Genomic DNA, 25,124 nt, shown 5'->3' with positions numbered 1-25,124 from the left:
AAGATGAGCTTTATAAAATAAGTAAAAACACAACAAAAATTAACAATGACATAATTATTAAAAGTAAATAAGTTGCCGAAAATTTTTTACCTCATATTCAAAATCTCCGTAATGAAATTAACTTTGGAAAAGGTTACATTCAGTTCTCTAACATTCCCATAGATAAAATTATACCCTCATTCCCAACCGATGGAACTGCCTCAAAGGAAAAAGGAATCATCTCAGAACTTAGTATTATTGGAGTAAGTAGTGCATTAGGTTTTAGTCCATTTTCATATAAAGAAGAAAAAATGGTGCCCTTGTCCACGAAATTGTTCCTGTTAAATCTAAAGAAAACATACCATCTAGTAATGGGACAGTAGAATTTGATTATCACACTGATGCTGCCTATTTAAACAGAAATATCAGACCACATACATTATCGTTAATATGTTTGACTGATAGATATAAGACAGGTACAAAATTAGCTTCACTTAGCGAAGCGTTAGAAAGAATATCAGAAGACGAAATAAACACATTAATGAGCAAATTATATATCCACACTGCTCCTGCTACATTTAATGTTGACTGTAAAAAAGCCAACACATCTGTATTAGATAGCATTGATGGTATTTACGAAATGAAAGTAGCATTTCATAATACAGTAGGTATAAATGAAAAAGCACAAAATGCTTTATCTCGCTTACATGACGCCATTGATGATGTCGTTTTCACTCAAGAATGGAACCCAGGAAATCTTTTAATATTTAATAACTTAAGGTGCGTACATGGCAGAGGTGAAGTGAAAGGAGAGCGCTGGCTTCAGCGATGTTATGGCTCATCTATAATTCCAGCAGCTACTGTAATTGAATTAAGTAAAGCTATAGCCTACTAAATAACAAGTTAAAATTTCAGGACACTTCCTTACTTTTAGCATCGCGTGAAGTAAGGAATATTCATAATTATCAACGTTCCACCATTATGAAGAAATATTTATTTTTTAGGCTGAATTTCAATAAAATTAGGTGATTTATGTTTTTTGAAGTCATGATTAGAACATTATTATTAATGCTTATTACTTTAACAGGATTTTTTATTGGAAAGAAATTAAAATTAAAAACAAAGGATATATCATCATTACTAATATATATTATATCCCCTGTTGTTATTTTTATCTCAATAATACAATCTCCTTCCAATTTTACTTATTTTTCATATTCAATAGCAGGTTTTTTTACAGCATCCATTTCAGCATCCATAGCTTATTTCGTAGGAAAGAAATTATGGAATTGTAATAAATCCAATTTATTTGGGTTCGCAGGAGGAACGGGTAATACTGGTTATTTTGCGTTACCTATAGCCTTTTCTATTTTCGATCCTAATCAAATAGCTATTACTATTTTTATTATAATCGGGATTAATTTATATGAATTTACTGTAGGTTATTTCATTACAGCAAAAGGTAATCTAAGCACTAGAGAATGTCTAATGAAGATCATTAGACTGCCTATTATTTATTCCGCAGTATTGGGGATAATCTTTAAAAGCAATGATATTATATTAAACACAATATTAATTTCTACATTAGAAAATTTTAAAGGAGCCTATAGCGTTCTGGGTATGATGGTTATTGGAATTACTCTAGCTTCTTTTTATAAGATAAGTATTGATTGGAAGTTTTCTTTTTTTGCATTACTATGGAAACATCTAATATATCCTGCTATTGGAATATTATTCTTTTATTACATCATGAATGTTCCTGATGATTTACTAACTGTAATAATATTAATGTTAGCTACACCTATGGCTGGTAATGTAGTTGTTATTGCAAGTAATCTTAACTTACATCCAGAACAAGCAGCTCTTTCAGTAATGTTAAGTACAATCCTTGCTGTTATTACCGTGCCAACTTCTATAGCCCTACTTAACAATATTGTCAGTTGAAAAATTAATAAATTTCTTTCTAATTTCTGTCTGATATGTAGCCAAACTATAATATGAGCTATAATATGGCTCATATTATTCCACGAACATTAATTTCCCCTCTATACGCAACAAACCTGAAGATGCATAATGCCTGAATTTTAGCATATTGATTTTAAGTTATTATAGATCATAGCAAACCAGCATCTTGAGTTAAATGAGTATATTACGTATAGTAATTGCAACATAATATTTACATTAAAATCACTTATAAAATATTAAGACCAAATTCTGGTTCCTAACCCTAACCAACCTTTATATCAAACATTAAATGTAATTCATACCTATAAAAACACGAAAAGTTTGTGTTAAAACAATATACAATAGTGTAATCTCTATAAAATTACTCAGTAAATAAAAACATTCAGTATAAAATAAGATTCATTGATAATGAACAAACTCAATACAAATATTCTTATTGTAAATCAAATAGTTAATCAATTACAATACGACTATAAGTAGGAGAATTATTCATGAGCTACTTCGACGGAATAACTCTTACTCACTGCTAAATAAACACTTTGTATCTATACCAGTCGCCTTTCAAGATGCGTCTTATATCTCCCCGACCAGCGGGGAGATATAAACACTCACATTGACTTGCAATCTACAACTTGAAGTTGGACTGGTATAAATCAGTTAATAACACGCTACTTTTTGGAACAATGATTCAGATAATATCGCCTTTAACTTAAAAAACAACACTATAATTTAACAAAAAACTTTCATAACATTAAAAACTAAGGAGTAAGTAATATGTTAGCCGTAGAATTAGCTATCGTTCTGCTGGCCATTTTTTTGGGTGCACGACTAGGGGGAATTGGTATTGGTTTTGCCGGAGGATTTGGTGTTTTAATTTTGTCTATGATCGGCGTCAAACCAGGTAGTATTCCATTTGATGTTATTTCAATTATTATGGGAGTTATTGCAGCTATCTCTGTCATGCAAGTGGCTGGTGGACTAGATTATTTGGTTCATCAAACTGAAAAATTACTGCGAAAGAATCCAAAATATATCACCATCCTTGCACCAATCGTTACTTATTGTCTGACACTGCTAGCTGGAACAGGAAATATTTCCCTAGCAACACAACCGGTAATTGCCGAAGTAGCAAAAGAACAAGGCATTAAACCATGTCGACCATTATCAACAGCCGTCGTAGCTGCACAAATTGGACTCACATCTTCGCCAATCTCCGCGGCAGTAGTCTATATGTCTTCTGTTATGGAAGGGAAAGGTATTAGCTATATTCAGATGTTGTCGATAATAATTCCTTCATCGTTTGCTGCCGTTATTTTGATGTCATTTATAATTTCATGGTTCTTCGATGCCAAATTATCTAATGACCCTATCTATCAACAACGCCTTGCAGATGGTCTGGTGGAACTACGTGGTAGTCATAAAATTGAGATTAAACCAAAAGCTAAATTTTCTGTACTGCTGTTTCTGTTAGGGGTTATGGGGATCGTTATTTACGCGATTATTAACAGCCCAAGTGTTGGTTTAATAGAAAAACCTCTTATGAATACCACCAGTGCAATCCTTATCATTATGCTAAGTATTGCTACCATCACAACGATTACTTGCTCTATTAATACCGATGCAATTTTAAATTCAAGTACTTTTAAAGCTGGAATGAGTGCAGTTATCTGTATTATGGGGGTTGCATGGTTGGGCGATACGTTTGTACAAGCCAACCTTGACTGGATCAAAGAGACCGCAGGGAGTTTGATTCACGCCCAACCGTGGCTGTTGGCAGTTATTTTCTTCTTCTGTTCTGCCTTGCTCTATTCACAAGCTGTAACAGCAAAGGCATTGATGCCAATGGCTCTGGCACTGAGTGTCACGCCATTAACAGCGATTGCGTCTTTCCCGGCGGTATCTGGCCTGTTTATCCTGCCAACTTACCCGACACTGGTTGCAGCCGTACAGATGGATGATACCGGAACTACCCGTATCGGGCGTTTTGTCTTTAACCACCCATTCTTTATTCCGGGCACCATTGCCGTGGTATTAGCCGTGACATTTGGTTTCCTGTTTGGTGGTGTCATCTTGTAATTTCACCCTTTCGATTATCTGGCATTGTTATTTCAGGGGTGTACCCGCCCCTGAAATTTCCCTTCCCTGCACATCTTTTCCTGTTAAAAACCCAGTATTGTCTTAATATTAGGCAAGTGACTTTCTGCTGTGAGTCTCATCGGTTATAGTGCAGATCCCGATAAATTTCACGAATCAAACCCACGATACAGGCAGGGTAATGAAGAAAGATTATCTTATGATGAAACGTATTCTTATGTTGTTTCTACTGTTCAGCGGGATTGCGCTGTCTCCTGTCAAAGCCAGTGCACTGTTTGAGCCCCCAGGGAAAAGTTCCTACCTTCCTGCCGATCAGGCATTTATGTTTGATTTTCAGCAACAAGGCAATAAACTCACGCTGAGCTGGGAGATCCAACCGGGTTATTACCTCTATCGAAAACAGTTCAACATCATTCCTGCCCAGGGAGCATCATTGGGTAAAATGACGTACGCTAAAGCTGTGGCACATGAAGATGAGTTTTTTGGTGAGACCGAGGTCTATTTCCAGTCGGCGCGGATTGATGTTCCCATTCTCTCTGCCACCAACGACGGCGCTATTCAAGTCACATACCAAGGATGCGCAGAAGCGGGTTATTGTTATCCACCTGAAACCCTAAATGTGCCATTACAAGCTGTTGCTGCCTCCATTCCACCCAATCCTGAAACGACGGCATCAACCCACATAGCGATAAATAAAGCAGACACACCTTCGCAGCAGGGAGATATACCATCCAAATCCGATGATGTTCCCTTTTCGCCACTCTGGGCGTTGTTAATTGGCATCGGTATCGCTTTTACGCCCTGCATACTGCCCATGTATCCGCTGATTTCCAGCATTATTTTGGGTCAAAAACGCCCCGAAAGCCTGAAACGGATCTTTTGGCTTGCCGTGAGTTACGTTCAGGGAATGGCACTCACTTACACGGCACTTGGTTTGGTCGTCGCGGCGGCTGGCTTACAATTTCAAGCTGCCCTGCAAAATCCTTACATTCTTGTCGGGTTGTCAGTGCTATTTATTTTGCTCGCCTTATCAATGTTTGGGCTATATACATTACAGCTTCCCTCTTCGCTCCAAACTCGCCTCGTGGATTGGAGCAACCAACAGCAAAGCGGATCATACATTGGCGTATTCGTGATGGGCGCCTTGGCAGGGTTAATCGCCTCCCCCTGCACGACCGCCCCACTCAGTGCCATCTTGCTTTATATCGCCCAAACTGGTGATACATGGGTCGGAGGTTTGACTTTGTACCTCTACGCATTGGGAATGGGATTACCACTTATCGCCGTCACACTATTTGGCCACAAACTCCTGCCCCGTAGCGGCCCGTGGATGCAATACGTTAAAGAAGCCTTCGGATTTATTATACTGGCCCTGCCCGTCTTCCTGTTGGAACGCGTGCTTGGTGACGCATGGGGCATAAAACTGTGGAGCCTCTTAGCCGTTTCTTTCCTTGGTTGGGCATTCGCATTAACCTTAAACAGTAAAAACGGCTGGATACGAACTTTACAACTTATCTTGCTGGTTCTGGCGCTCATTGCTTCACGCCCTTTGCAAGATTGGGTGTGGGGAACTCCCGTGGCGGAACAACAAAAAACCCATTTGCAATTTCAACAGGTCACTGATTGGCAAGAATTAAGTCAAATTCTGGCTGAGGATCACCAACGACCGATTATGTTAGATCTCTATGCTGACTGGTGTGTAGCCTGCAAAGAGTTTGAAAAATATACTTTCAGTGATCCACAAGTACAGGCACAATTAAGTCAATTCCTCTTATTACAGGCAGATGTCACGAATAACGCCCCAAAACAAAAAGAATTGTTGCAAAAGCTGCAAGTGCTGGGTCTCCCCACTATCTTGTTTTTCGATAAAGGAAAAGAGCTAACCGATTTGCGAGTCAATGGCTTTATGGATGCCCAGCGTTTTAATCAGCATATACTGCAAATACAACAATATATACAACAAAAATAATCTGGAAGGAGAGCCACCGTGCAACGAGAATATGTGCTTAGCCATTCCCTGAACTTATTAGAACAACATGGCCTATCAGCAACACTGGAGACACTTTTAGCTCCCCTTGATATTGATATCAGCCACATAAAACATTTTTGGCCTGATCGTGAAGCCTTACTCTATGATTGCCTGCGCTATCACAGTCAACAAATTGAAATCTGGCAACGCCAAATCCTGTTGGATGAGATCTTAAGCCCTGAGCAGAAATTACTGGCACGCTACGACGCTCTCAAGGAAAAAGTACAGGAACAGCGCTATCCAGGCTGCCTGTTTATTGCGGCTTGCAGCGCTTTTCCTGACGTTAACCACCCAATCCACCAATTAGCAGAATTGCAAAAACAAAATTCTTTCCATTACACGGAAGAATTATTACAACAGCTTGATATTGATGACAGTCAACAAGTCGCCAAACAGATGGAACTTATCCTTGAGGGATGCCTCAGTAAACTATTAGTAAAAAGAGAGCTTGAAGATGTGATCACTGCGAAACTGCTGGCTCAAGATATTCTAACCATCGCAAAATGCCGAAAAAATGGCGCATTAAGTTAATAAAAAGCAGCACTCGCTGAATAACCACACCAAGTTGGTATAAAAATACAGCAAGCAGTCATTTTTCATGGTTTTTTCGCAGAAAGTGTTTGACGGATTAGGCTGAATACGGTTTAATGCGCCCCGTTAGCCCGGATAGCTCAGTCGGTAGAGCAGAGGATTGAAAATCCTCGTGTCGGTGGTTCGATTCCGCCTCCGGGCACCACTTCAACTTCCAGTGAAGTCCAGCCCAGTCAAACAATTTCTCACAAACCTTGCAAAATCAACACCCTTTTTTATTTTTAGGTCTAGTTTCGTCTGTTGCAATCAAGATACAGCGAAGGGCATAATCCGGGGCACTTACCGTTCGATTAAAGGAATGCCCTTAATAATGAAACTAAACGCACGACAAATCTAAACCGCAAACCCCAAAGAAAGAACCTACAAACTCGCCGATGGCGGTGGCCTCTATTTAGAAGTCTCGTCACGCGGCTCAAAATACTGGCGGATGAAGTATTACCGCCCCACCGATAAAAAGGAAGACCGGCTGGCGTTCGGTGTCTATCCGGCATTTCTTGACCACTACACTCGGCGGCGTTGTCGGTATCGCGGCTTAAGTCAGCCACATCCTGTGTCTGCTTATCGGTATCCCGCACGATAATCGTGCCGTCACTGACCGCCGCATGGGTATTGTCTATCGATACTGGTACAGTCCAACAACGGTTCAAAAGTGTCTAGATTACCCGTAGCAATTTAATTTAAAACATCACGAAAATTTGACATTTATCACATTTCAAAATAATTAATGACATAAACTCAATTATATAGAATTATTTCTTGATTTTACAATTATCGATGTTATTATTCAAAACACTCAAAGTTCTTCACGATAAATTTTCAGTTTTTTTACATAAATAGTGCTGGATGCATGGCCAAATTCAAGGATGGATTTAATTCCTCATAGTTGTTATCTCTATTTAACAACTCACTTCTTGAATTGGTTTATTCCTGATAAAGATAAATTGCAGTTATAGTGGGGTAAGGATGCTTTTCAGCTATGTTTCTTTAGCGATTGGTCTTTTATGGATAGTTTCAGAAACAATTATTGGCTCGTTAAAAAGAACTAATAACAACACTTCTAATATAGTTGATGGACGTTCTGAAATAATAATAAAGATTATTACTTACGGCGCATTAATTATTGCATTTTGGCTAAGTAAATCGAAAGAATTTCGCTTTGCCCGTCAAGATGAAGTGTTAACTTGGTTTGGGCTATTTATGATTATAGCTGGTTTATTGTTACGCTGGCACTTGATATACAAATTAAAAAAATTCTTCACGGTAAACGTGGCTATTCTCGATGATCATCAGTTGATAACGAATGGTGTATACCGTTACATCCGTCATCCAGCCTACCTTAGCGTTATTATAGCATTCTTTGGAATGGGGCTTTCCCTCGGAAATCTGCTGTCAATATTGGCATCAGTGATCCCCGTTACTCTGGCTTTCCTGTGGCGTATCAGAATTGAAGAAAAAGCACTGCTTTTAAGTTTTCCGGACCATTACCCTGACTATAAGAAAAAAAGCTGGAGATTAATACCGTTCATTATTTAATAAAGGGTGCCACAATTGCCTTTGCACAATGAATATGAGCGCGTGATATACCGTGCACGGAGGAAGATTGCATTCGGCTTACATTTAACAATTTATATTATTGTTAATGTGGCCTTAGCCATAATCAATTTATTTAATTTTGAAACCATCTGGTTTATATATCCGCTTCTGAGCTGGTTATTAGGCTTACTGATTCATGCCTTAATAACCTTTACTGGATGGCCCTCTTTGATCTGGAAAAAAATGCTTGCCAGAGAGTTGGTGTAATAAACCGAATCAATAATAAACCATAAGGAAGTCATATAATCATGTCACAGACAGCACTTGAACAACTTTGCAATAAAGTTGCTAATATCCTAAAAACCGATACTGTCGATGCCGATTTTCCCCTCGGTCAGTTAGGAATTGATTCATTAAATGTCGTTGAATTAATCCTTGCCTGCCAGATGATCTATCCTAACGTAGCCGATTTCGATGATCTTATATTTGATGAGCATTCTACCCTGCGTGAGATTGACGCACGCATGACCGAAAGCAGCCTCCCGGTGTGAGACACGTGCAATGCTGAATGTAAAAAAGAAAAAACCGCTCATGATAGCTTTGAGGGGTACTCTCATCACTTTTGTGATAGGAAACGTTATCGCCTGGCTTTCAGGAGCCTGGCCGATAAAGTTCACTGAGATTCCGCTGAGCGAAGAGGAACAGGCTTTTATCGCAACACAAACGGAGAATTCGATAGCCTCTGACGCAAAAACGATCGGTTTGATCTACTTCCTACACAATTACTTAGAGAAAGCTGCAGAAGTAGTCAAAACAGAACAAGCGCAAGGTAACACTACAACTGAACTTGAAGCGTTGTCCGCAGCCATTAACGCTAAGATTGCTGGGACGCGTCTTGATTTGCTGTTCGGTCAGCGCAAACTCTATCAGCTTAAGCAGGCTCTGGCTCAGTTAAAGCAAACATCTGATGCTCTCCCTGCTCAGCTTGATGTGCAACTTCTTGCATTATGGGCCTTTATTTCTGTACCGGATATCGGCGACAGCGAGGCTAATGCTCTGGTTATTGAGCAACGGATAAAACCTGTTCTTTTAGAAGAAGGTGTGCCAAAAGATCTGGCTGCTTCGGGCTGGTTAGCTTTGACGCATCTATATCTGAATATGGCTAATGAGGACGATGCCAATTCGGATAGTTGGAAAACCAAATCACTTGAGGCATGGAAACGATACCAGCAGTTAGACAGCCAACCACTCTGGCTTGTGAAAGAAAGTCAGGATTTAGGCCTTAAGGTAAATGGTTTGTTTTATGGTAAATGATACAACCGAAATCATTAATGCTCAGCATGTTGGTAAACGTTACCAGCGAGGTAAGGTGGAGATTGAAGCGCTGAAGTCAATTTCGTTCAGCCTTCACCGAGGCGAGTTTTTGGCTATTACAGGCGAAAGTGGCAGCGGCAAAAGTACTCTTCTTAATCTTTGTGGAGCCCTGGAACTTCCTGATACAGGAGTGCTGACGCTTTTTGGCACCGATGTAAGCTCGTTAAATGATCGCCAGCTTTCCCGGTTACGCAAAGAGAAGATCGGCTTCATCTTTCAGGATTTCCATCTTATCCCTGTGCTTTCTGCCCTGGAAAACGTGCGCTATGCGCTCGATATCCGTCAGGCAGATGATGCAAATGAAAAGGCTGAAGCTCTGCTATTTGCTGTAGGACTCAAAGACCATCTCCATGCGAAAGTAACTGAATTGTCCGGCGGCCAGATGCAAAGAGTTGCAATAGCTCGGGCCTTGGCAGGTAATCCGCAGCTGATCGTAGCAGATGAACCCACGGCGAATCTCGACAGTGATAACAAAGAGAGTGTCATAGCCCTACTTAAAAATTTGTGTCAGCGTCACCAGGTTGCCGTGTTGCTTGTCACACATGATCTATCGCAAACACGATGGGCAGATAAAGTAATCGTTATGCAGGACGGTAAAGAGAAGAGTACTAATGGTTAAGATTTTCTATTCATTTTGTCTTTTGTTCTGTAGCAGTTCGGTGCTGGCACAACCTGATGTTCAATATCCACCAGCAATACCCGCTATCGAAAGTTCGCAACAGGCCATGCGTGAGGAGCTTCTTGCAATACCGACAGTAGATCGAACCGAGCAGCAATGGCGCCAGTTATCGCTGGTAAGCATTACACTTTTGGGAACCACGGATTCTCCGACTATGGCTGAAATGGAGTCCACAATAAATCAGGCGAGACAGAAGCTGCCTGAAGATGCACTTCTAATAGCGATCCAAGGAAGTCTATTTTGTATACAAGCGGGTCAGGAAAACATAGATAGTATGAAAGCGATGTCGCTCGTTAATAAAGGTTTTCGTCAACTTGATCGCGCAGTAATGATGGAACCGTACGATATAGGGCCTCGCTTGCAGCGTGCGATCACTGCCAGCAAGACACCGACTTTTTTGGGAAAACGTTCACTGGCAGAACAAGATCTTAACTATCTACTGACTGTCATTCCTGTGAGCAAGAAAACGTCAGAGCTTCGGGCAATGTTGCTATTCGATCTTGCTGAGATAGTTGCTGAAAAGGACAAAGCTCAGGCAATTAAGCTCTGGCAACAAGCTGCTTCTTTGGATGCCGGCGTTTGGAGTGAACGTGCTCAAAAACAGCTGTAAGTGAAAAATCAGTGATAGCAACAGATGTACAGGAAACCGTAATAGTGATTAATTTTGAACAGATTAACGAGAAGGTAGCATTGCTTACTGAGACGCTGGCCGTCCCAGCAAAAGTGAAAACTGCTCATACAGAAGAATTACGCTATCGCCTTTACGAAATGGCCAATGCATTAACTCTGCGTCAACCGACTACACTGCCTTTACCAACACTTTTGCTTGCCTCTGAAGAAAATAAGCTCTTCGATCCAGTTGCCATGTCGAAGTTTACCAGTGAACATGGCAATAAATTGCTCAGCTTCAGAGTGCTCCGTAAAAATGCGCACCTTAATTGCCTGTTTCGCACCCAGGAAGTGTTATGTCAGCATCTTGAAACACTACGGCAGGTGGCGTAATGGTCAGATTTAAACTTGCCTTTCGAAATTTATTGCGCAACAAGCGTAGAACCATACTTTCCATCACGAACATTGCTCTGGCGCTGGCAGCGATTTTGCTTTTTTCTGGATTTTGCGAGTCAATGTATCAGGGATTACGGGAAAGCATGATCCGTTCCCAGCTGGGGCATATACAGTTTTTTAGTCGTGGATTTAACCAATACGGCGCGCTTAGTGATACCAGCATGCTGTTACCGGAAGCCTTGAAAAATCGCATCATGACACTGGCAGGAAAACAACCCGATGTTGAGATCGTAACTGAACGACTCGAAACAGATGTGCTCATTACCAATGGAGATGCACAGATGTCTACGCATCTTGTTGGAATTGATTCTGACAAAGAAGCCATCCTCAGTTCTGCTATTCAGGTGCAGTTAGGCAGTAGTCTCTTTCCCGAGCAGAAGCAGAGCATATTACTCGGTGGTGCGTTGGCGCGTGCGCTGAATGTCAAAGTGGGAGATACCCTGACGATCTTGGGTACTGCAGTAAATCAGACCATCAATGCCATGGATGTTACCGTGTCTGGTATTGTGACGACCGGTGTGATGGAGCGCGATCTTCGTACAGCATACGCCAATCTGGCAATGGTGCAGGATTTCATGTTGAGCAAAGGTGCAACGCGAATAGTTGTGTTGCTGAATGACACCAATAAAACTGATCGCACAGCAAAACTGTTATCTACTGGTCTTGGCATTGATACAGATAAAGTTGAAGTGCGCACCTGGTATCAGTTAGCAACGTATTACCGACAGGTTGTTGGTTTATTCAACGCAATTTTTACCTTCGTGAATATCATTCTGTTGGCCGTGGCTGCTTTTGCGGTATCACACGCCCTGTCGATGAACGTGGTGGAAAGAACCCGCGAAATTGGCGTTATTCGTGCTATTGGTGCAAGCCGTGGAGAAGTTATCAGGTTATTTGTGCTGGAAGGCGGAATCCTTGGCATTCTGGGTGGGTTGAGCGGCATTGTCTTGGCGTGGTTACTGGCAATAATCCTTAATAACTCTGGTGTGATGATGCCAACACCTCCGGGTAATACGGTGACTTACCCCATGCGAATACTTTTGACGCCTCAACTTTATTTTCATGCCTTTTGTGCAAGTGTAACTATGTCGCTGGTATGCAGCCTACTGCCTGCCATGCGCGCAGGAAAATTGGTCATTACAAAGGCGCTTAATCATGCTTGATAGATTCAAATGTGATCGGTTCAGATTTACAGCGGTATGGGGTTGCCTGCTCGGCGTCATTTTGAGTATCTGTACAACTCAGGCATCAGCAAAAGATCAAGAAAAATGGTTTCAGCAACTTAGCCAACTTCGGGGTCTGACTGGGGCTTTCAGCTTTTCACTGAAGGCTCAGTCGTACCGCAATGATACAGAAGAAGCACAAAGCGTTCTTGATGTGTTATTCCAGTCCCACCAGCAAATACTGATACTGTTTCGTCAGCCTCAGAGTTCTTTCGGGCGGCGCATCTTGGTTGAAGGTGACAATATGTGGCTATCTCTGCCGACTTCCAACCGTGTGTTACGCATTTCACCCAGCCAGCGACTCTTAGGGGAAGCAAGCAACGGGGATGTAATTAACACCAATTTTGATGATTATGACCTGAAGCAGCAACGCGACATTATACAGAATGACCAGAAACTAACAGAGCTGACGCTTGTTGCGCATAATAGCAGACAAAGCTATCAGCGCGTGGTTTACCTGATTGATCCACAGACACAATTACCTCGTATGAGTCTGCACTATACGGCATCGCAGAAGCTAATTAAGGAAATTCATTACGAGCATTACGTTACCGACAATGGGCAGACCCGGGTTGAACGAATGAAATTGATCAATCCCGTTCAACCTGATCGTTACACCGTCATGACGCTGGGGCAGTTTAAGCCCAAGGCATTTCCTGCTGGGATCTTTAAAAAAGATAACCTGCTAAATGCGATAATCCGGGACTGACATGATGACTCAAGAGAATGAAACAGGGGTATTCATCATGCGCGATGAATACCGTATTAGCTACCGTTGTTATAGCTATTCACAGCCACAGGCAATATTGTTGTTATTACCAGGATTTGGATTGTCAGGTGAGGACTATGTTTCCTGCTGTCAGCACTTGGTGAAGTCTAGTGCAGCTATCGTCTACAGCCCCGGCTTGCGCGGGCTGGGTGATTCACAATGCAAGCCTGGTGATGTCGATTACATTGGTCAGTTGCAGGATGACCTGAGCGACATGATAGAGACCATTCTTTCGAATCATCCAGGGATTCCCCTAGTATTAGCCGCTCATTCAGGAAGCAGTTCACTGGCGATCAGCTATCTGGCATCAAAACCAACATCGCCTGTTGCAGCATTGTATCTAGTGGCTCCTGTTTTCTTTGGCCATATGGAATACTACCGTCATATTAAGCCAGCTTATCATTTTATTCACTATGGTCGGTATCACCGTAAACCCTGTGAACACCCTACCTCGAAGTTTGAGGTACGTCAGCAGTTTCGTTACTCGCTGTTGCGGCATAGCATTGGCGCCACGCTGAAGCCATTGCAGAAAATCCGTGTTCTGCGGGTACGCCGTGATGCTGAGCAACCTTGGCGGAGCTACAGCTATCGTTTTCTTCAGAGTTATTGTTGTCATCACCTCGAGAAGACGCTTGAACATTTAACCCTACCGGTATACGTGATGGCTGGGTACGAGGATGAAGTCATGCTACCAGATGCAGTATTCAGCTTACTTAACTGGCATTTGGCCCCCGGAATTCTGCGTGAAGCACATTGTGTCAGTCGAATGGGTCATTTCAGCATCCTCGTAATCGCCTCCACCCTGATAGGATTGTGGTTGCGCAATACTATTGCAACATATGCAGGGGGAAAATAAGAACATGCCAATGGAAATTCTGTATGGCTGGTGTGGTAAGAAAGAATACACCTGGCCTGATGCTGATTGTCGCTGGTACTACGCAAATGGACGTATAGCCGGTTCAGTAGCTACAGCATTATCTAACGGACAAAATGACGTTCTGATTAACACGCAGTGGGACTGTGAAAATGAAACCCTGACCATTAAGCGTGATAGATGGAGCCAACCACCGCTTTACTATGTGGCTGATGAAGAACAGGTTGTGTTTTCCAGCAGATTGCCACATCTTCTGAAATTGACAGGGAAAACAAGTGTAGATATTGATTATCAGTGTCTTGCAGATTTGATTGCCACAGGTTTTATTTCGGCACCGCGTACCCCCTTTCTAGGAGTATATCAATTGGCACCGGGTGCACAGATTACTTGGGTGCGAGGACGCGAGCAGGTACTGTGTGAGCATCATACGATCCATCATTGTCAGACTTTTCCCGTTGGAATAGGTTTTGCTGGAGCAAAGAATGGTAGGGTGATAAATCCTTCATTGTCCCCAAATGTGATGATGCTCAATGCTATTCCGTACCTGACCGCGTTAACAGGTGAAGCGTATGGTGACCTAGGATTGCTGCGTCTTTTTAACCGATTGAGGAACCTGCATGCAGACTCTTACACTGTCCAGCTGAACAATGATCTCCTGCCGCAGGACTTTGACGCAGCTAAACGGTTTAAGCAGCATAACTTATCGCGATCAGGACATAAAATACTGCAGAAATACTGGAATGAAGTCAGGATGCCTGAAATCGCTGAATGGTTCCCGAAGGGCAATGCTGATTCTGAATGGTTGTGGTACAGAAACCTGGTCATTAGCGAGAGGCAACGTGCTGTTACTACCATCGCAAAAAAACTGGGTTTCGAAAGCACCTTATATTTCGACGCTACAAACATTGAAGAAACTCTGCGGGCGAAAGATGACAGTGAAATTTTTTCATTAGAAGCCCCTGAATCAGGCAACCTTTTTTTCCGATCGTTAAAGTTAAAAAACACGCAATCGGCAATCAATGACTACGTTAACCTCGTGCCCAGCAATAAGTATTACGCTAAGGCAAAAGAAGGTTCATCGTCATTGACAGGCATGCTGTGCGCAGCGTTGTCATTGAATTATTTAGAGCGATTTTGTCATCGTTTAAATTTGTCATTCTAAGGAAAGAGACGTAAGTCAATCACTTCACTACAGTAGGATTTATGCAAAGTTATATAATGCATTCACTTGCAGATATTTATGATGAATTAACTTTGGGTCGGCCTGTGCCTGAAATACGTTCTGAGGGCGAAAAAGTATTAACTTCAGATCGAATTGAGTACTGGCATAATCAGTTAATCGATAGGAAGCTGAAACATGGTGACCGGTTATTATTGCTTACGGCGGCTTCAACCGAAAGCGTTGCCATCATGGTGGCGGCATGGCATCTGGGGGTGGTTGTTAGTCCGCTTCCACCTCATACGCGGCCGGAATCCCTCGACGCTATAGCCTCAGACTGTGGTGCATGCCAAGTCGTCGATGTGGCAGCGAAAACATGGCAAGCGTATGAATCTGCAGTGCGAACAGAACAATTTATTTTTCGTACACCGCCGCGAGTGACGGGCAGTGATTTGGCTTTGATAATTTATAGTTCAGGTAGTACTGGGGTGCCTAAAGGTATCATGCTTTCCCATGCAAACGTCCTTTCAGCACTTCGCTCAATTACAAGCTATCTGAATTTGCATGTTGATGACACGCTGCTCTGTGCACCGCCACTTCATTTTGATTACGGCCTGTATCAGGTGCTTTTTGGGTTTTATGTAGGGTGTAGAGTCGTTCTTGCGCCTCAGTCATGCAACGCAATGCAGTTGTTAAAATTGATAAAACATGAGCAACCCAGTGTGATCCCTCTAGTGCCTGCCTTGGGTGGTGGACTGGCGAAACTCGGCAACGCACTTAAGCAACAGTTCGATTGCGTCCGGCTACTTACCAACACTGGCGGGCATTTACCTGAAATGGTGGTACAGAATCTTAAGCAGGTATTCCCTACAGCTGATGTCATGTTGATGTACGGACTGACCGAGTCTAAGCGTGCGCTGTTCCTTCCCGTCGATAAGGTCGAGCTCAAACCGAACTCTGTCGGCAAGCCGATGCCCGGCCTTGAAGCTAAAGTCTTTACAGAAGTGCAACACAACGGTAGAACCTGCCTGAAAGAATGTGAACCGGGTGAGATTGGCATGCTGTATGTCCGCGGAAGCTCTCTCATGCAGGGTTATACTCGAGCGGATAATGGTGCCGGTGCGCTGATTATTGCAGGGGATTATCGTGATGATAACTGGCTGTCTACGGGAGATTTGTTCAGTTATGACCAGGATGGTGACTTTTACTTTCGTGGCCGCGAAAAAGAGCTGATTAAGCAAGCTGGTTTTTGCCTTTATCCGCGAAATCTGGAAGCCATAACGGAAAAACACACTGACGTGTTGGATTGTGCTGTGGTTGGAATAAGAGGAGAAGACGGAGACGAACACGCCTGCTTGTTTGTCAGAACTGAAACATCTCTGGATAAGTCCACGCTCACTAACTGGTTACAACAACATTTCGATGCTCCTTATTTACCACGTCGAATTGAATTTATTGACAACTGGCCGATCAATCAGAATGGGAAAGTAGATAAAAAAGCTTTAACTCAACTACTTTAATAACCAACATAGTTAAAACCACGAGGCAAACGTGACAGGTATTATTAATAGACTCGAACAGGGCCTGTCGGGCGGCCAATTCTCATTTGAGTCCCCCTGCTATATTTACGATCCAACAGTACTGAAGGACAATATCAATGCGCTGGAAAAAGAACTGGGCACACCAGTTATTATTTCCATTAAAGCTAATCCTTCCGTTGAGTTGAATTTACGTCTCATAGACCGCGGGGTTGAGGTCGCTTCGCTCAAAGAACTGAATCTGGCTGTGAACTGTAACAAGATTTACATCAACAACCCATCGATGGATAAAAATCTGATGCGTGCCGGTATTGCCGCAAAAGCATTTTTTATTATCGATACTCAGGAGCAGCTCCAACAACTTATTGCACTGGCAGGGAACCGTCCTTTACAGCCGGTGATTTTACGCTGCAATGTGGATGTTGTTTCGTCCTTGCTTCCGGATGCACCAGCAATACGTAAAGACCATTTTGGTATGGATCTGACCAGTCTTCTGGCTGCAGCCCGCTATATTCGGGACAATGAAAAAGTACAGCTTCTGGGTTTTCATTTGTTTGGTGGTTCACACACCTTTCAGCGTTTCGCAACATACATTGCCAGAGCAGCATTAGCCCTCATTCCCCTGATTGAAGAAAGCTACGGTTCCGATATCGCACTGGTTAACTTAGGTGGTGGGTTTGGTGAACATTGGTGGGGACTACAGGAAAGCTTTGCAGCGTACCATCAGGCATTGTCACGTTTTCCTCAACATATTGAACTCGTCCATGAAGCTGGCCGTGCGACGTTTGCATCGTGTGGTGTGTTCATGACAACAGTTGTGGGCACGAAACGCATTGCGGGCCAACATTACGCCATTTGTGACGGGGGGATGAATCAGAACTTCCTGCTGTGTCAGACGGAAAACAGCTTTCGCAGGATGCGCCAGCCTTACTGTGTCAGGAAAGGAAGTCAGATTCCTCTGGAGAATAACGCTGACCAAAAAACAATACTGGTTGGATCAACCTGCAGTCGCGATGACGTTATTGGTCACTATCCAGGAGAGGATATTCAGGCTGGCGATATTCTGCTGTTTGATCAGTGTGGTGCATATCATAGCACTTACACAGTAAACCGTTTTCTAGGATTAAAGGAGGCGGCGTACTATGTTATCTCGTGATTTACTCAATGGTTTTAACGAGTTTGGTATGGTTATCACACGCCATCTCGAGTCCTATCAGTCCATGCCGGCTTCGGTACTCGGGTTGATCAATCACAGTGTGATGCGCCATCTCGATTCTCGGATGATCATAGAAGACCCGATGACGGCTTTTAGCCCTTTAGCTGTTTCAGCAACTTCCTTTCCTTTGCCTGACATTCAATGTTTACCACTGCTGGACAGTTATGTTGAAGCCGTATGCATCGAAGGACTCGGCAGCTATTTTACTCGTATTATCGGCCTGTTTGGCAACATCATGCTGACTTTGTCTGGAGATGAAACTCAGAATCAGCAAGTTGTAAACTGGGTCAAGGAGGGCAAACGAGGTGCTTTTCTGATGACGGATGCCGGTGGTCCATCATTACATCAGTGGCGGTCTCAGGTCGTCGAGACTGATCAGCAAAACTGGCAGATTACAATTGACAAAGAGTGGGGAATTGGGGCACTGGACTGTGAGTTTGCTATTGTCATCCTGGCACGACCAGGCCAAATGATCCCTCAAGCCTGGTTATTACCGCCAGAAGCCTGTTCACAATTGCAAAGGTCAGCTATTGGTGCTCCGTGGCTGGACGGAAATGTTCAGCTTGGCAACATTAACGGCAGCTTTCGGGTCAACCAGAGCGGAGCGTTACGCCGCGGCGGTTTGATGGCAGTAAAACAGTTCCTCACTTTTGTTCGTCCCCGATTTGTCTTTTCGCTTATGCAACATCTTCATTGGTTGGAGCAGCAGGGACGTCTGATCCTAAATGCTCAGCAACATGAAACCAGAGAATATTTGACATCGGTGGCAAAAATGCTTGCTTCACAGCGGTGTTTTAACCGCTACTCAGAAGATGAGGTGATGGCGCTAAAATTCAGCTCCAATGCGTTGTTATATGACTTGGTTGAGCAACGGAGCGTAACGCTTTTAAGTGATCAACGAGATCTGCTGGGATTCACCAAAATGGAGGGCAGTTCTTATCGCTGCCTGATGGAAATTTGCCAACGCCATCGGGCGAAAAACTATGTCTGACTTGCAACTCGTCCGGGCATCATTTGCCCGTACCTCAACGCCACTGATTTCAGTTGACGATTCGCTTGAAAATCTATCTCCTGCTCTGGCCTGTCGGGTAGGTAAGCATATCTCTGAATGTCTGCAAGGATGGGACGGGCCGCTTCCTGAGCGTCATTTTATGTGCTCCACCATTATGGATCTTGCCTTTGCCAACCGACTAATTGACTGGGATTGCCTGCAACAGCAAATGGAACAGTACACCCAGGCGGTTCCGGACGTTCTGGTAAACGCATATGAATGTGCCAGTTGGGGCTATTGCCTACGCCAAGCGCTGACACACCCGAGCTCATCACCGTATGTCATGATAACTATCGTCGATCTGAATCTACTAAATTTGTCTTTCTGGGAGGCAAATCCTGACTGGGGGAAGTCGGGATTTGGTATCGCTACTCTGCTGTTCCGTGTGGGAGCTGACGCGATTAATTGCTTACAGGTGGGCGTGGCTAAAACAAGTAATTTTATTGCTGAGTTTAGTATCGCGGTACGTCAGTACCTCGAAGTAAAACATCCCCATAAACTAGCACTTCCCTTTTTCCCAAAGCAGGTGACGCAACTGTTCCAGCGTCTGTTGCCACAGGCGGACTCATTACCAGACCTACATCCACTGTTGGGGCACTGTTTCGGTGCAGATCCATGGATCTCACTGATTGAATACGCCAGTCAGGCCGTACCAGATGAGCGTTTACTGGCAACATCGGTGGCGTTGAACGGGTACTGGGCAATGGCGGATGTCAGCCTGGCACATGACGGGAAATTCACTTTTAGGGAGGAGGAATAATGCAACCAAATCATATCTTTAATGGGCGGCTCAGCGGTTCCCCTTTTAGCCAGAAGGCCTGGCGGGCAGATGCCCGGATACTTCCACTGGAGAGCGTAGACGACTATTCCTCGCTTAGCCGTATTCCAAAACCGGTCTTTCAGGCGCCTGTGTTGTGTGGATTTCAGGAAAAATACCATCTTCTTGAGCACATAATTTTTGCTGCATTTAACAGGCTGCAGCCTCTAGAATATTGTGTAATGACGGCAATGATGCCAGGTGGAAGACGTTTGCCAGCTCGCATGCTGGAAGACGATATTTTCTTGGTGCATCAGGTAGATGCCGAAGTTAAACGCATCTATCAGGCTGGATACAGCTTGCTTTCTATTGAAGAATCGATTATCCGGCACCCTCTGGAGGCAGGCAATAATTCTCTGACTTTGTGCTGGTATGCCCAAATGACTGAAAAGGGAATGCAAGGGTGGTATGAATTTATCGCTGACTTGGGACGCCTTAACATTAAAGAGCTAGATGGAAAGACAGGATGTTAAACGTGGTCCTGCGCGATTTGCGTATTTTTCCTGTATCTGACACTGGCGAACTGCCTGAGTCGCTGCCTGCACCAGGCGAAGATGCAATAGATCCTGAATTATTTCTTTTTTGCAGCTCTGGCGAGCAAGGAATACTTCAGCAAAGAAAAGTTTCTGAATGGATGAGTAAAGGGTCTCGTCAGCAACTGCGACCCCAGTGCGCCTTTGTCTCAATGGCATGTGCCAGTTGGTATGCTGCCATTCTGGAGTTTGAACGCAGCCCTTTTCACACAGCTGAACTCTGGGTGCTTGAAACGTCCAGTTCTTTCGTTCAGGAACGTCTTGACAGCGCAGGATTGGGCAAAGGTGGTGAAGGCTTGCAGGCGAAACCGGGTATAGCCCGGATGGTAGTACATAAATGTCAGCCCCAGGAAGGTGACATTGTTCTCTCGGCTTGTTCACTGTTTGCCAAACCCCCTGGGTTGCGGGGAACTGAGCTGCTGGTCAGACGGTACGGAGAATGGCTTGATGTAAACAGTACGGCTCATCAGTCCGCTGATTGGGTTTCGTTTTCAATTGCAACTGGATGGTCAGCGCACCTTTGGGCGGGATTGTTCTGCTGGTTTCCAGAGGTGATGAGCCGTCTTAAGCAACGTCCCAGTATGGAAACAGATGTTTGCCATCTTCTAGCTATGAAACCCGTGCACGAACTTCACCGTGAGTTGAGGCGTCCACTTGCCCACCCTTTGATTATTACCACTTTAGCCGCGGGAGGACGCGTGGGTTGTATTGTCGTGCACTCGCACATTTCGCCTGCAGAAGCAGCCTCTGAGCCAAAAGTATACAGACCAGTTCTTGTACCGCCTCATCCTATTCGTAACGGTTACATGCCGGATTATTGTGATCCGCAGTATCGCTATGCTGATAATCAATATTTCCTTACCGAATTAAGTTCGAATGACCTCGATTTATCAGTGCCTTTACACATGGAGTGACTATGAAAAACACCTCGATCTATCGCGCACCTCTGGAAGATATACGTTTTGTTATCTGGCAACAGAATCAGACTGAAGAGTGGCTGGAGTCATATTGTCCGTGGTTAAACCGGGCATTAGTCGATCAGATATTACAAGAAGCGGCAGATTTCGCGGAGCTGACGTTGTCTGCCAGTTATCAGCAAGCGGATAAACAGGAATGCTGGCTGGATCCCGCTGGCAAAGTCCATGTTCCTGAAAGCTACGGCACACTGCTGGTAAGTTTTCGGGAAGAGTGGGGAGATCGACTGAAATCGCGTGAACAGGGGGGGCTCGGATTACCACCACTGATAATGTATGCCGTTCTGGAAATGTTCATGGGCGCCCATCCATCATTTATGACGTACGTGGGTTTTAACGAACCAGCATTGCAACTGCTTAACCGGTTTGGTAGTCCCCAACAGCGTGAAACCTATGGTCCTCCCCTTGCTGAATATCGTTGGACGTCATGCCTTTGCATCACTGAAGCCGATGCAGGCAGCGACCTGAGCCGAATTTCTGCACAGGCTGAACGCCAGCCAGATGGACGCTATTTAATAACTGGTGAAAAACGCTTCATCTCAGCAGGCATGCATTCTCTGACGGAGAACATGGTGTGGTTTGTACTGGCGCGTATCAAGAACGCACCAGCTGGTGTACTGGGACTGTCGTGCTTTATTATTCCCCGCTTCGATAATGGGCAGGATAATCAAGTACGTTGTAGCGAAGTCGTACAGAAAATGGGCCTGAAAGGTTGTGCCAATACACACCTTCGCTTCGGTGAGCATGGCAACTGCTATGGCTATCTGATGGGAGAGAAAGAAAATATCGGTCTCGTACAGCTGTTAAGCATGATGACACCTGCACGTATCAGTACTGGTATTTACGCGTTAGGGATGGCATCGAGTGCCTATCTCAACGCGTTGAACTATGCACACCATCGTGTCCAGGGCAAGCAATTTAACCGAGCAATGAGTGCCCAAGCGCCTTCATTACCGATTATCGATCATCCCGATGTACAACGTATGCTCTCTGAAATGAAAGCGCTGACAGAAGGCTGTCGGGCATTGCTTGGCAAATTAGGTGTGGCAGAAACTCACTATCTTCAGGCTAAAAAGCTAGATAATTCGCAGGTGGCAGAAAAGCAATTAGCTTTCTTTGAACTTCTGACACCGTTAGTAAAGGCTTATTGCTCAAATAAAGCGTGGGTTGTCGCTGAAAATGCCATTCAGGTACTGGGAGGTAACGGCTATCTAACGAAATACCCTGTAGAACAGTACGCAAGAGATTGCAAAATATTATCGATATGGGAAGGCACGAACCACATTCAAGCTCAGTTCCTTCTCAGGGATAAGCTCGGCATGGGATTGCGTGACACTCACGGGCTTCAAGAGCTGCACCAACGGCTGTTAACCTTTACAGAACAGGCGAAAATGCATACTGAGCTGAAAGAGATGGCTGAGCAACTTGAACAATCCACCATTTTATTGGATTCCAGTTTGAGGGAAATTGGTGAATATGTGCTCAGAGGGCAAATGCTTAGTGTGCCTGCCTGCGCCAATATCCTGATGGAGATGGTCGCTGAAGTGATCATTGCCTGGTGCCTTCTTGAAGCAGCGAGTTCCGCGAGCGGGTGTAATGACATTCGAGTCAGAGAAGGAAAACTTTCCACGGCAAACTACTTTATCGGCACATCACTTCCTATGACGATAGCTAAAGCACATCAGGTTCGCTATTTGTTGCAGTCAGGTAGTGTGTCAAACGCGGCATTCGCTAGGAATGAAGTGGATGTATAAATGTATTTTCGTGAATGCGGCAACTGCCGCATTTTTATTTTATGCATTTGGTACTGCACAGGCTGTTGAGTTGCAGTCCCATCTTTCAGCGCAGGGGCGTTACTCTGTACAAAAGTATCAGAAATCATCTCCTGTATCTCCTACCCGTTACAGTTCAACAGGCTCTCAGGTTTTTGATGTGGAATCACTGTTATCCTCTCAAGCCATTATTAACGATTATATACAGGGCGATGTGAGCATCGCTCTAGGCTGGCAACAGCATGATCATACAGAAAAGCATGAGATACGCCTGCTGACCGGCGGTATGACAGCAACAAATGAAGCACAAACTCAGCGCTTAACAGCAGGAAAATTAGCTGTTCATTGGAGCCAGGATAGTTTATTTCACCCTATCGATTTTTTTGGCCGTTATAATCAGCCCAAAAGTACTTTGGGTATAAACAGGATCGATTACTTTCACCGTGAAGGCGAACCTATGGTGCGCTGGCAGGGAAGCACTAACACGATTTCATATGATTTTATTTGGGCGGATGCCAGCAAAAAAGGATCAATGAGTACGAGTCAGCAATTTGCGGGTCGAGGCTTGTTCCAGTTGGATGAAATGGAAGTAAGTCTTATTGCTGAAAAATCAGCAAGCTATAAGCCTCGCTGGGGGGCAACCTGGAGTCAGGGTATTGGAGAACAATGGACACTTTATAGCGAATATCTTCTCAGTAAAAATCGTGACATCCCACGGTTGGTAGAGGTAAGCCCGGAAATATCATTGGGTTCCAACGGGGCTTTACCTGCGCGATATGCTTATAAACAAAATACTCATGGGCGTAACTGGCAGAAGTTGCTAGTGACGCTCCGTTATGCATTACAGCAAGGAGGGAGTGTAGAAGGAACCTTTTTTTATAACGGAGATGGGATGAACGACCGGGAGTGGGATCACTGGGTTAGCAGGCAAAAGTCAGTGGCCAGAACCCTCTCTGATGATGGGATAATTCCTTGGTTACAAAATGGTAATTCCTATATTTCCATGCTTGGTGATTCTGCTAGATTGATGCAAAATAACTACTTACGTCGCTATTACGCTTCAGTTCGTTACGACAGCATTGACCGCTTCACGCAGGGATCGGTTGAGGTTAATCTGATTTACGGTCTTGAAGATAACAGCTTAACGTTATGGACCGAAGGTCAGTACCCTTTAACTTCCCATCTGTACCTTAAGCCTTTCATCATGCTGCAAACAACTGCTCAAGGCGAAGGGGCAATGACTCCTGTCAATTCTCTTGTTGGTGTTAATTTCAACTATACATTTTTCTAAAGGAAAGCGTGGATCAACTTGGTATCACCATTTGTAATGTAGCCGGTACCAATTTTGTTCCTTATATAAAACTTGCTGGCAGCTTCGGTCTGCCATTTTCTGTTATAACCGACTGGGATCCCCTTGCCGACACGAAACAACCGCTCGGTAAGGCTCGCTGATTTCAGCACATTCAGTAGTTGGTCTGTCGCAAAGTCGTGCCTGCAGACTGGCTGGATTGTCACTCTCTACCTGCCGTTATGAGGCCCAAACTATGGCGATGGGCTGGATTTAGTGGCAAAAACTAAGGGGATCACTATTCTTGAAGCAGCAAAAATTGTTGCAGATGCGCTGGCATTGCCTTTACCAAAAACCAATCCAACCAAAGAAACCCATTATCCCACACAACCGATTGCCGAAAAAGTTGCGACACTGATGGCGCAAACTGTCGCCGGGCAATCGCCCTATCTAACCACAAAAGGACTGCAATATCCTAATTAACCCGAATTCTGGGTAAGGGATTGACGAAGTGCCTGTTCCAAGAGCAAAGTTTTGGTGCACGCCAAAAACCGCTCTGGGGAGGAACAGGCAATGAACAAATTAGTGGAAATTTTCTGTG

Annotated in this window: 26 protein-coding genes, 1 tRNA gene and 1 pseudogene; all 28 read left to right on the top strand. The window is 44.0% G+C overall.

From position 1 onward, the window contains the following. The first annotated feature begins 310 nt into the window (after positions 1–310). The 28 genes and pseudogenes from Xkoz_RS15310 to Xkoz_RS15180 all read left to right on the top strand — a co-directional run bounded on the left by Xkoz_RS15310 (position 311) and on the right by Xkoz_RS15180 (position 25,006). Positions 311–874, top strand: a complete 564-nt coding sequence (locus Xkoz_RS15310; protein ID WP_099142932.1) for a TauD/TfdA family dioxygenase — start codon at positions 311–313, stop codon at positions 872–874. A 137-nt stretch (positions 875–1,011) separates the two neighbouring features. Next, positions 1,012–1,923 carry an AEC family transporter gene (locus tag Xkoz_RS15305; RefSeq protein ID WP_099142931.1) on the top strand — a complete coding sequence of 304 codons (912 nt, stop codon included), beginning with the start codon at positions 1,012–1,014 and terminating at the stop codon, positions 1,921–1,923. Between the two features lie 795 nt (positions 1,924–2,718). Then, on the top strand, positions 2,719–4,020 hold the full coding sequence (locus Xkoz_RS15300) for an anaerobic C4-dicarboxylate transporter (RefSeq protein ID WP_099142930.1): 1,302 nt from the start codon (positions 2,719–2,721) through the stop codon (positions 4,018–4,020). A gap of 217 nt (positions 4,021–4,237) precedes the next feature. Beyond that, positions 4,238–6,007, top strand: coding sequence for a protein-disulfide reductase DsbD (locus Xkoz_RS15295; protein WP_099142969.1), 1,770 nt, complete (start codon positions 4,238–4,240; stop codon positions 6,005–6,007). 18 nt (positions 6,008–6,025) lie between these two features. After that, complete coding sequence (gene dicD / locus Xkoz_RS15290) at positions 6,026–6,598, top strand: division control transcriptional repressor DicD (protein WP_099142929.1); 573 nt, start codon at positions 6,026–6,028, stop codon at positions 6,596–6,598. Between the two features lie 129 nt (positions 6,599–6,727). Next, a tRNA-Phe gene (locus Xkoz_RS15285) sits at positions 6,728–6,803 on the top strand. 165 nt (positions 6,804–6,968) lie between these two features. Continuing rightward, positions 6,969–7,145 (top strand): annotated as a pseudogene (locus Xkoz_RS23085) (integrase arm-type DNA-binding domain-containing protein); the annotation flags it as partial. Between the two features lie 476 nt (positions 7,146–7,621). Further along, complete coding sequence (locus Xkoz_RS15275) at positions 7,622–8,191, top strand: methyltransferase family protein (protein WP_099142928.1); 570 nt, start codon at positions 7,622–7,624, stop codon at positions 8,189–8,191. Between the two features lie 6 nt (positions 8,192–8,197). Beyond that, positions 8,198–8,458, top strand: coding sequence for a 2TM domain-containing protein (locus Xkoz_RS25950; RefSeq protein WP_099142927.1), 261 nt, complete (start codon positions 8,198–8,200; stop codon positions 8,456–8,458). 41 nt (positions 8,459–8,499) lie between these two features. Next, positions 8,500–8,742, top strand: a complete 243-nt coding sequence (locus tag Xkoz_RS15265) for an acyl carrier protein (RefSeq protein ID WP_099142926.1) — start codon at positions 8,500–8,502, stop codon at positions 8,740–8,742. Positions 8,743–8,752: 10 nt separating this feature from the next. Continuing rightward, positions 8,753–9,505 (top strand): hypothetical protein, encoded by a 753-nt coding sequence (locus Xkoz_RS15260; RefSeq protein WP_099142925.1) that lies wholly within the window; start codon positions 8,753–8,755, stop codon positions 9,503–9,505. Next, positions 9,495–10,184, top strand: coding sequence for an ABC transporter ATP-binding protein (locus tag Xkoz_RS15255; RefSeq protein ID WP_167386603.1), 690 nt, complete (start codon positions 9,495–9,497; stop codon positions 10,182–10,184). Before Xkoz_RS15260 ends, Xkoz_RS15255 begins: the two co-directional genes overlap by 11 nt. Continuing rightward, positions 10,177–10,854, top strand: a complete 678-nt coding sequence (locus Xkoz_RS15250; RefSeq protein WP_099142923.1) for a hypothetical protein — start codon at positions 10,177–10,179, stop codon at positions 10,852–10,854. The genes Xkoz_RS15255 and Xkoz_RS15250 overlap by 8 nt, the downstream gene beginning before the upstream one ends. A gap of 11 nt (positions 10,855–10,865) precedes the next feature. Continuing rightward, the gene (locus tag Xkoz_RS15245) at positions 10,866–11,246 is read left to right on the top strand and encodes a hypothetical protein (protein WP_141554430.1); all 381 of its coding nucleotides are present in this window, start codon (positions 10,866–10,868) and stop codon (positions 11,244–11,246) included. Continuing rightward, on the top strand, positions 11,246–12,472 hold the full coding sequence (locus Xkoz_RS15240; RefSeq protein ID WP_099142921.1) for an ABC transporter permease: 1,227 nt from the start codon (positions 11,246–11,248) through the stop codon (positions 12,470–12,472). Before Xkoz_RS15245 ends, Xkoz_RS15240 begins: the two co-directional genes overlap by 1 nt. Continuing rightward, entirely contained in the window at positions 12,465–13,241 is a 777-nt protein-coding gene (locus Xkoz_RS15235) for an outer membrane lipoprotein-sorting protein (RefSeq protein WP_099142920.1), read from the top strand. Before Xkoz_RS15240 ends, Xkoz_RS15235 begins: the two co-directional genes overlap by 8 nt. A gap of 1 nt (position 13,242) precedes the next feature. Beyond that, positions 13,243–14,157 carry an alpha/beta hydrolase gene (locus Xkoz_RS15230; protein ID WP_099142919.1) on the top strand — a complete coding sequence of 305 codons (915 nt, stop codon included), beginning with the start codon at positions 13,243–13,245 and terminating at the stop codon, positions 14,155–14,157. A gap of 4 nt (positions 14,158–14,161) precedes the next feature. Then, positions 14,162–15,337 (top strand): hypothetical protein, encoded by a 1,176-nt coding sequence (locus Xkoz_RS15225; RefSeq protein WP_141554429.1) that lies wholly within the window; start codon positions 14,162–14,164, stop codon positions 15,335–15,337. A 41-nt stretch (positions 15,338–15,378) separates the two neighbouring features. Continuing rightward, positions 15,379–16,854: a class I adenylate-forming enzyme family protein gene (locus Xkoz_RS15220; protein WP_099142917.1), complete on the top strand. Its 1,476-nt coding sequence runs from the start codon at positions 15,379–15,381 to the stop codon at positions 16,852–16,854. Positions 16,855–16,885: 31 nt separating this feature from the next. Beyond that, positions 16,886–18,028: a type III PLP-dependent enzyme domain-containing protein gene (locus tag Xkoz_RS15215; protein WP_099142916.1), complete on the top strand. Its 1,143-nt coding sequence runs from the start codon at positions 16,886–16,888 to the stop codon at positions 18,026–18,028. Between the two features lie 142 nt (positions 18,029–18,170). Then, on the top strand, positions 18,171–19,079 hold the full coding sequence (locus Xkoz_RS15210; RefSeq protein WP_141554428.1) for a hypothetical protein: 909 nt from the start codon (positions 18,171–18,173) through the stop codon (positions 19,077–19,079). Beyond that, complete coding sequence (locus Xkoz_RS15205; protein WP_099142914.1) at positions 19,072–19,899, top strand: hypothetical protein; 828 nt, start codon at positions 19,072–19,074, stop codon at positions 19,897–19,899. The genes Xkoz_RS15210 and Xkoz_RS15205 overlap by 8 nt, the downstream gene beginning before the upstream one ends. Further along, positions 19,899–20,429 (top strand): hypothetical protein, encoded by a 531-nt coding sequence (locus Xkoz_RS15200; protein ID WP_099142913.1) that lies wholly within the window; start codon positions 19,899–19,901, stop codon positions 20,427–20,429. Before Xkoz_RS15205 ends, Xkoz_RS15200 begins: the two co-directional genes overlap by 1 nt. After that, positions 20,423–21,403, top strand: a complete 981-nt coding sequence (locus Xkoz_RS15195) for a hypothetical protein (protein WP_099142912.1) — start codon at positions 20,423–20,425, stop codon at positions 21,401–21,403. Before Xkoz_RS15200 ends, Xkoz_RS15195 begins: the two co-directional genes overlap by 7 nt. Positions 21,404–21,405: 2 nt before the next feature. Next, positions 21,406–23,217 (top strand): acyl-CoA dehydrogenase family protein, encoded by a 1,812-nt coding sequence (locus Xkoz_RS15190; RefSeq protein WP_099142911.1) that lies wholly within the window; start codon positions 21,406–21,408, stop codon positions 23,215–23,217. Beyond that, positions 23,210–24,526, top strand: coding sequence for a hypothetical protein (locus Xkoz_RS15185; protein ID WP_099142910.1), 1,317 nt, complete (start codon positions 23,210–23,212; stop codon positions 24,524–24,526). The genes Xkoz_RS15190 and Xkoz_RS15185 overlap by 8 nt, the downstream gene beginning before the upstream one ends. Before the next feature lie 8 nt (positions 24,527–24,534). Then, a complete protein-coding gene (locus tag Xkoz_RS25015) occupies positions 24,535–24,687 on the top strand; it encodes a TOPRIM nucleotidyl transferase/hydrolase domain-containing protein (protein WP_339373902.1) in 153 nt (50 codons plus the stop codon). Between the two features lie 112 nt (positions 24,688–24,799). Continuing rightward, a complete protein-coding gene (locus Xkoz_RS15180) occupies positions 24,800–25,006 on the top strand; it encodes a hypothetical protein (protein ID WP_208615274.1) in 207 nt (68 codons plus the stop codon). The last annotated feature ends 118 nt before the right edge of the window (positions 25,007–25,124 follow it).

Origin of the sequence: Xenorhabdus kozodoii, from assembly GCF_002632875.1 — a bacterium.
GTDB lineage: Bacteria > Pseudomonadota > Gammaproteobacteria > Enterobacterales > Enterobacteriaceae > Xenorhabdus > Xenorhabdus kozodoii.
This window is presented reverse-complemented; position numbering and strand designations above follow the sequence as displayed.

Excerpts from the sequence above, each read along its gene's own strand:
- Xkoz_RS15210 (WP_141554428.1), top strand. The coding sequence starts at position 18,171 with ATGACGGCTTTTAGCCCTTTAGCTGTTTCAGCAACTTCCTTTCCTTTG.
- Xkoz_RS15260 (WP_099142925.1), top strand. The coding sequence starts at position 8,753 with ATGCTGAATGTAAAAAAGAAAAAACCGCTCATGATAGCTTTGAGGGGT.
- Xkoz_RS15190 (WP_099142911.1), top strand. The coding sequence starts at position 21,406 with ATGAAAAACACCTCGATCTATCGCGCACCTCTGGAAGATATACGTTTT.
- Xkoz_RS15265 (WP_099142926.1), top strand. The coding sequence starts at position 8,500 with ATGTCACAGACAGCACTTGAACAACTTTGCAATAAAGTTGCTAATATC.
- Xkoz_RS15230 (WP_099142919.1), top strand. The coding sequence starts at position 13,243 with ATGATGACTCAAGAGAATGAAACAGGGGTATTCATCATGCGCGATGAA.
- Xkoz_RS15300 (WP_099142930.1), top strand. The coding sequence starts at position 2,719 with ATGTTAGCCGTAGAATTAGCTATCGTTCTGCTGGCCATTTTTTTGGGT.
- Xkoz_RS15305 (WP_099142931.1), top strand. The coding sequence starts at position 1,012 with ATGTTTTTTGAAGTCATGATTAGAACATTATTATTAATGCTTATTACT.
- Xkoz_RS15195 (WP_099142912.1), top strand. The coding sequence starts at position 20,423 with ATGTTAAACGTGGTCCTGCGCGATTTGCGTATTTTTCCTGTATCTGAC.
- Xkoz_RS15225 (WP_141554429.1), top strand. The coding sequence starts at position 14,162 with ATGCCAATGGAAATTCTGTATGGCTGGTGTGGTAAGAAAGAATACACC.
- Xkoz_RS15200 (WP_099142913.1), top strand. The coding sequence starts at position 19,899 with ATGCAACCAAATCATATCTTTAATGGGCGGCTCAGCGGTTCCCCTTTT.
- Xkoz_RS15250 (WP_099142923.1), top strand. The coding sequence starts at position 10,177 with ATGGTTAAGATTTTCTATTCATTTTGTCTTTTGTTCTGTAGCAGTTCG.
- Xkoz_RS15275 (WP_099142928.1), top strand. The coding sequence starts at position 7,622 with ATGCTTTTCAGCTATGTTTCTTTAGCGATTGGTCTTTTATGGATAGTT.
- Xkoz_RS15240 (WP_099142921.1), top strand. The coding sequence starts at position 11,246 with ATGGTCAGATTTAAACTTGCCTTTCGAAATTTATTGCGCAACAAGCGT.
- Xkoz_RS15235 (WP_099142920.1), top strand. The coding sequence starts at position 12,465 with ATGCTTGATAGATTCAAATGTGATCGGTTCAGATTTACAGCGGTATGG.
- Xkoz_RS15205 (WP_099142914.1), top strand. The coding sequence starts at position 19,072 with ATGTCTGACTTGCAACTCGTCCGGGCATCATTTGCCCGTACCTCAACG.
- Xkoz_RS15185 (WP_099142910.1), top strand. The coding sequence starts at position 23,210 with ATGTATAAATGTATTTTCGTGAATGCGGCAACTGCCGCATTTTTATTT.
- Xkoz_RS15220 (WP_099142917.1), top strand. The coding sequence starts at position 15,379 with ATGCAAAGTTATATAATGCATTCACTTGCAGATATTTATGATGAATTA.
- Xkoz_RS15295 (WP_099142969.1), top strand. The coding sequence starts at position 4,238 with ATGATGAAACGTATTCTTATGTTGTTTCTACTGTTCAGCGGGATTGCG.
- Xkoz_RS15255 (WP_167386603.1), top strand. The coding sequence starts at position 9,495 with ATGGTAAATGATACAACCGAAATCATTAATGCTCAGCATGTTGGTAAA.